Consider the following 6,240-nt stretch of genomic DNA (forward strand, 5'->3'; position numbering starts at 1 on the left):
ACATAATGTTAGACAATGTTCAAGCTGTAAAGCACCAGGTCGATAAGCTTTATCCCGACGAACGGTACGATGATGCCGCCGACCCCGTAGATCAGCACATTGCGGGTCAGCAGCCTATCTGCCGAGAGGGTACGGAATTTAACGCCCTTCATCGCAATTGGAATCAGCAGCGGAATAATGATGGCATTGAAGATCAGCGCGGACAGGATGGCTGATTTCGGAGAAGCCAGGTTCATGATATTCAGTGCATCCAGCTGCGGCATAGCCAAAATAAACATAGCCGGAATGATCGCAAAGTACTTGGCGATATCGTTGGAGATCGAGAACGTCGTCAGCGCGCCGCGCGTTATGAGCAGCTGCTTGCCGATGCTGACCACGGACAGCAGCTTCGTCGGATCGGAATCGAGGTCGATCATATTGGCCGCTTCCTTGGCCGCCATCGTCCCCGAGTTCATGGCCAGCCCGACATCGGCTTGCGCCAAGGCAGGCGCATCGTTCGTCCCGTCGCCGGTCATGGCCACGAGCTTGCCTTCCTGCTGCTCCTTCTTAATCGCGGCGATCTTATCCTCCGGCTTTGCTTCGGCGATAAAATCATCCACGCCGGCTTCAAGCGCGATCGTGGCTGCCGTCAGCGGATTGTCGCCCGTACACATAATCGTCTTGATGCCCATGGCGCGCAGCTCCGCAAACCGCTCCTTAAGCCCCGGCTTCACGGTATCCTTCAAATAAATGACGCCATAAATGCGGTTGTTTACCGCAGTAGCCAGCGGCGTACCGCCCGCTCTCGAAATCCGGTTCGTGATCTCGTCCAAATCCGCAGGGATGCTGCCGCCATTAGCGCCGACAAATTTTTTAATGGCATCAACCGCGCCTTTGCGGATTTTCGTGCCGTTCGAGAGATCTAGGCCGGACATCCGCGTTTCCGCCGTAAACTCCACGATTTCTGCGCTTGCATATTCATTCTCCGCCCAAGACTCGCCTAATTTCTTGGCAAGCTCCACAATGGATCGGCCTTCTGGTGTTTCGTCCTTCACGGATGCCTGCAGGGCGATGAAGGTCATTTCCTTTGCGGCAGTCCCTTTGACCGGAATAAATTCCGCGGCCATCCGGTTCCCGTAAGTGATCGTACCGGTCTTATCCAGAATGAGCGTATCGATATCGCCCGCTGCCTCGACGGCCTTCCCGGACATGGCGAGCACGTTGAATTGCGTGACCCGGTCCATGCCGGCAATACCGATCGCGGAGAGCAGTGCGCCGATCGTAGTCGGAATCAAGCAGACCAGAAGGGCAATGAGCGTCGCAATATCGAGCTGTACGTTCAAATAATCGGCCATCGGAACCATCGTCATGATAACGATCATGAAAATGATCGTCAAAACGGCTAACAGCGTAGTTAAGGCGATCTCATTCGGCGTTTTCTGGCGCTTCGCCCCTTCTACCAGCGAAATCATGCGGTCAAGGAACGATTCGCCGGGATCGGTCATGACCTTCATAATAATGTAGTCCGATGCAACCCGGGTTCCGCCCGTTACCGAAGAGAAGTCGCCGCCGGCTTCCTTGATGACCGGAGCGGATTCCCCCGTAATCGCGGATTCGTCAATCGAGGCAAGACCCTCGATAATTTCGCCGTCCGTCGGAATCAGCTCTCCGGCATCGACGCGGACAATGTCCCCTTTCTTCAGCTGCGTCGAGGGAACGTTACGCGTAGTGCCATCCTGCTGCAGCACCTTAGCCATCGTTTCCGACTTCGTTCTCCGCAGCGTGTCCGCCTGAGCTTTGCCGCGTCCCTCTGCGAGGGCTTCAGCGAAATTGCCGAACAATACGGTAAACAGCAGGATGATAAACACCGTTACATTATAGCCCCGCCCGACATGGTCCGCAGCGAACAGAGCCGGCCATATGGACAGCAGCATTGTAATGGCCGTCCCTACTTCTACGATAAACATGACCGGGTTTTTAATCATAACGGCTGGATTCAGCTTCTTGAATGCATCGAGCGCGGCCTGTGCTGCGATATCTTTCGTAATCGTTTTTTTACGTGCCGACATATTGATCCTCCTATGAATAAACCTGCATCGTAACTTTATTTAGGCATGCCTAGCTGTTCGGCGATCGGTCCAAGCGCAAGCGCCGGGAAGAACGTAAGCGCCCCGATGACCAAGATGATCATGATCAAAATGCCTGTGAACAGCGGCGTATTGGTGCGCAGCGTACCCGTCGTGACCGGCACGATCCGTTTAACTGCAAGCGAACCTGCGATAGCAAGCATCGCTATGATGGAAATGTAACGTCCGAACAGCATGACTAGGCCGATACCCACATTATAGAAATCCGTATTGGCGTTCAGTCCGGCGAATGCGGACCCGTTATTGGCTGAACCGGATGTGAAGGCATACAGCACCTCGGATATGCCATGAGTCCCTCCGTTGCTGATCGAGGCGATCGCAGCCGGCGTTGACAGCGCGAGCGCAGTCGGCGCAAGAATGATAAGCGGATGGATCAGCAAGGCAATGGCGGCCAGCTTCACTTCCTTGCCTTCAATCTTTTTGCCCAGAAATTCCGGCGTCCGGCCTACCATCAGTCCGCAAATAAAGACGGTTAAAATAAGATATAATAAACCGTTCAGAAGCCCGACGCCCTTGCCGCCGAACACGTTGTTCAGCATCATTTCAGCCAGCGGAACGAAGCCGCCCATCGGAGTCAGCGATTCATGCATGTTGTTGACGGAGCCCGTTGTCGCCGCCGTCGTCACCGTCGTAAACAGAGCAGACTGCGCTTCGCCGAACCGGACCTCTTTACCTTCCATATTGCCGTGAAGACCTGCCGTATCGAGCGCGGTTACGCCTTTGTACTCCGAAACGAATGCGATCGTCAGCATAACTACGAAGATTAAGCCCATGGCTCCGAAAACGGCCCAGCCCTGCTTCTTATTTCGAACCATAAGCCCAAAAGCATAGACAAGCGCAGTAGGCAGCAGCATCATGCACACAATATGAACCACGTTGGACAGCGGAGTCGGATTCTCAAAAGGATGCGCTGCATTCGTACCGAACCAGCCTCCGCCGTTCGTGCCGAGATGCTTCACCGATTCCAGCGACGCGACAAGACCTCTTGTGATCGTTTGCTTCGCGCCTTCTAAAGTAGTCACGTCCACTGCGCCTTGAAACGTTTGCGGAATACCTTGAAACACCAAGAACAACGCGACGATGAAGCTGAGCGGCAGGAAAACGCGCGTAATGCCGCGAACCATATCGACGTAAAAATTGCCTAGATTGTCCTGCCGTCCCACAAGTCCGCGAATGAACGCAACGGCTACGGCGAAGCCGGTCGCTGCCGAAGTAAACATAGGGAACGTAACCGCCAACAGCTGAGACAGATAGGACAGCCCATTCTCGCCCGAGTACGACTGCCAGTTCGTATTCGTAATAAACGAAGTGGCTGTATTGAAGGCTTGCGCGGCTCCCATGTTACTAACGCCGTCCGGGTTCAGCGGCAGATGGCCTTGCAGCCTTAGCACGAGATAAAGCAGCAGCATCATGACAAAGTTGCTGAGCAGCACGGCCCCCGCATACATTTTCCAGCCCATGGTTTCATTCTCTCGTACGCCCATTAGCCGGTATAACAATCGCTCCACTGGACCGAATACGCGGTCGAGTCCTGTTTTCTCTTGCTGGAATACCTTAACTAAATAACTGCCAACAGGCTTAACCAACAACATGATGATGATGAGCGTGATGGCTACTTGCACAAAACCGATACCCATGTTGAAATCCTCCGCTCTTGCCGATTAGAATTTTTCCGGTTTTACTAACACAAATCCGAGATAGATGATTAACGCACATGCAATAATGGCTACGACTGTCATCGCTTGACCTCCTCAGGCTTTCTCGCAGAACTTCCGGAATCCCCAGAATATGACGAATGCGCCGATAAACAATAGAATGATCGTAAAATCGTTCATGCTTGCCTTCCTCCCGTTTCCATATGCCCATAATTTGCTTCATTCGATCATTTAACATCCAAACCATACCTGCATATTTTCCCCTCGCCGGTATAGTGAAATCTTATTACGAAGCGCCGTAAAAAGGGGGTAAAGAACAAACGGCATGGTGTAAAAATAGTATAAAAATCGTGTAGCGGCGCATTAAAACGACTACGTACGCCTTCTCCGTTGAATATGCTGCCGCATTGCGTTACGCTGAAAGCGACTAGGCCTTGCAGTAAAGGAGTTTGAGCGACGAAATGCGGATTCTTTACCGGGAAATCGGTGAGCAAAATGAAATTACCGTCTACGACACCGACGAATACAGCGGTGAGCGGGGACGTTTCCGTATCCTGCAGTTTTCGGATAACGCCATGCAGGGCGCGATGGACTTGGATCAGCCGGAGCGGATTTTGTTCGAATATCCGCAGGCGATGCTGCATCTGATGGCATGCAGCGGTGTCTCATCAGGCAGCGTGTTTCTCATTGGGCACGGGATCGGGACGATTGCGAGGCATTGCACAGGAAGGGTCAAAGCAGCGGAGCTTGATGCGCAGGTGGTTGAATTGAGCAGGCGGTATTTTGGCTATAGCGGTACGAATGTAGCGGTCGGGGATGGCCGTGAGCTGCTCGCCAACGAGTCCGCTCACTCCTACGATTTTATAGTGCTCGATGCCTTCTCGGACAAAGGAACGCCACGGCATTTGACGTCTACGGGCTTCTTCGAGCTGGCCGCCTCCAAGCTGGATGAGGAGGGTGCCATCATCATCAATCTCATGGGCAAAAGCGAAAACGATGCTAATATTGCCGCGATTCACGCGACGCTACGGGAAGTGTTCCCGAACGTGAAAGCCTTCGCCTTGCCAGCGGCCAGCGCAGCCGATCGGAGGAATTACATTCTTGTGGGGGGAGGCGGCACAATTCCATATCAAGCGAGGAAGATGGCAGGGTTTGTGGAAATCGAATTGGGGCATGGCTATATCATTGAAGATTGATCATTCCGTTCTAAGAAAAGAGGTCTTTTATTATGCGATCAGCGGACTCCCCAGCCGCATCGTCTTCCGTACGGTTATTCGCAGCCGTTTCCGTGCCGGATTCCGTGAAACAGTTGCTTTCCTCTTGGTGCAACGACATCGAAGAGCAGCTTCCGTTTCGCAAATGGGTGCACGAGCAGGATTACCACATTACGCTGCAGTTTCTAGGCGATACGCCTAGCGAGCGGGTTTCTGCGATCATCTCGGCTCTTCGTGAGGCAGCGGCAGCGGCTCAGACTTTCGAGCTTGGGATGACATCGCTCGGCGTCTTCGGACGTCCCGCAACCCCCTCTATCCTCTGGGCGGGGGTGGAAGGCGACCTAACGCAGCTCCAGCTGCTTCAGAAGTCGGTATCCCAACTGCTTGAGCCGCTCGGTTTCGTTCCGGAGGAGCGCCGTTTCCATCCTCATCTCACGATTGCCCGCAACTACACGGGGGAAGAGCCATTCGAGCGCTCACTGCTTGACCGCTATAACGTGCCGGCTGCAGCAGCTGTCACTTGGAGTGTCGATGCAATCACGCTCTATAAGAGCAGATTACAGCAGCGCCCGATGTATGAGGCGCTCTCGGTTGTTGAGTTTCCCCGCTGAACAACAAAAAAAAAAGCTGTTCCCCAGAGGAGAACAGCTTTTCTATGTAAAGTTGAATTCAAGTTGTAATGGAGCGGAAGACGGGAATCGAACCCGCGACCCTCGCCTTGGCAAGGCGATGCTCTACCGCTGAGCCACTTCCGCAAATAAAGGTATGGTGCGCGTAGAGGGACTTGAACCCCCACGGTCGCCCGCCAGATCCTAAGTCTGGTGCGTCTGCCAATTCCGCCATACGCGCTTAGTATATGTGCCCCCATGATCGTTTAGTACGAAAATGGTGAGCCATGTAGGACTCGAACCTACGACACCCTGATTAAAAGTCAGGTGCTCTACCAACTGAGCTAATGGCTCAAGTAAAAAATGGTGCCGGCGATAGGAGTCGAACCCACGACCTACTGATTACAAGTCAGTTGCTCTACCAACTGAGCTACACCGGCAAGACATTCAGGAGCACTTGTCACCCTGAAAACTGGATACGAACCTTTGCGAAGGTTTCTTGCTTAGCTGATTCGAAGTATTTAGGATAAGCCCTCGACCGATTAGTATTCGTCAGCTCCACACATTGCTGCGCTTCCACCTCGAACCTATCAACCTGGTCGTCTTCCAGGGGTCTTACTAATTGGGAAATCTCATC

5 protein-coding genes, 4 tRNA genes and 1 rRNA gene are annotated in these 6,240 nt (G+C 53.2%); 2 read left to right on the forward strand and 8 right to left on the reverse strand.

What is annotated here, in order from left to right; all coding sequences use genetic code 11:
* Positions 1-8 precede the first annotated feature (8 nt).
* From kdpB to DL346_RS29970, 3 genes are read right to left on the reverse strand one after another with little or no spacing between them, the layout of a single operon-like run.
* Positions 9-2,048, reverse strand: a complete 2,040-nt coding sequence (gene kdpB / locus DL346_RS28645; RefSeq protein ID WP_112885812.1) for a potassium-transporting ATPase subunit KdpB — start codon at positions 2,046-2,048, stop codon at positions 9-11.
* A 35-nt stretch (positions 2,049-2,083) separates the two neighbouring features.
* Positions 2,084-3,757 carry a potassium-transporting ATPase subunit KdpA gene (gene kdpA, locus DL346_RS28650; protein WP_112885819.1) on the reverse strand — a complete coding sequence of 558 codons (1,674 nt, stop codon included), beginning with the start codon at positions 3,755-3,757 and terminating at the stop codon, positions 2,084-2,086.
* Positions 3,758-3,787: 30 nt separating this feature from the next.
* A complete protein-coding gene (locus DL346_RS29970) occupies positions 3,788-3,865 on the reverse strand; it encodes a potassium-transporting ATPase subunit F (protein WP_112885820.1) in 78 nt (25 codons plus the stop codon).
* A gap of 377 nt (positions 3,866-4,242) precedes the next feature.
* On the opposite strand from DL346_RS29970, the gene DL346_RS28660 reads away from it, so the two are divergent.
* A complete protein-coding gene (locus tag DL346_RS28660) occupies positions 4,243-4,977 on the forward strand; it encodes a spermidine synthase (protein ID WP_112885813.1) in 735 nt (244 codons plus the stop codon).
* A gap of 32 nt (positions 4,978-5,009) precedes the next feature.
* Positions 5,010-5,606 carry an RNA 2',3'-cyclic phosphodiesterase gene (gene thpR, locus DL346_RS28665; protein ID WP_112885814.1) on the forward strand — a complete coding sequence of 199 codons (597 nt, stop codon included), beginning with the start codon at positions 5,010-5,012 and terminating at the stop codon, positions 5,604-5,606.
* Positions 5,607-5,675: 69 nt separating this feature from the next.
* On the opposite strand, the gene DL346_RS28670 is transcribed toward thpR, so the two are convergent.
* The 5 genes from DL346_RS28670 to DL346_RS28690 all read right to left on the reverse strand — a co-directional run.
* Positions 5,676-5,750: transfer RNA gene (locus DL346_RS28670), tRNA-Gly, on the reverse strand.
* Positions 5,751-5,761: 11 nt separating this feature from the next.
* Positions 5,762-5,844, reverse strand: a tRNA-Leu gene (locus DL346_RS28675).
* A gap of 37 nt (positions 5,845-5,881) precedes the next feature.
* Positions 5,882-5,957: transfer RNA gene (locus tag DL346_RS28680), tRNA-Lys, on the reverse strand.
* A 10-nt stretch (positions 5,958-5,967) separates the two neighbouring features.
* A tRNA-Thr gene (locus tag DL346_RS28685) sits at positions 5,968-6,043 on the reverse strand.
* 82 nt (positions 6,044-6,125) lie between these two features.
* A 23S ribosomal RNA gene (locus tag DL346_RS28690) occupies positions 6,126-6,240 on the reverse strand; the annotation flags it as partial.

Origin of the sequence: Paenibacillus montanisoli (assembly GCF_003268025.1) — a bacterium.
GTDB lineage: Bacteria > Bacillota > Bacilli > Paenibacillales > Paenibacillaceae > Paenibacillus_Z > Paenibacillus_Z montanisoli.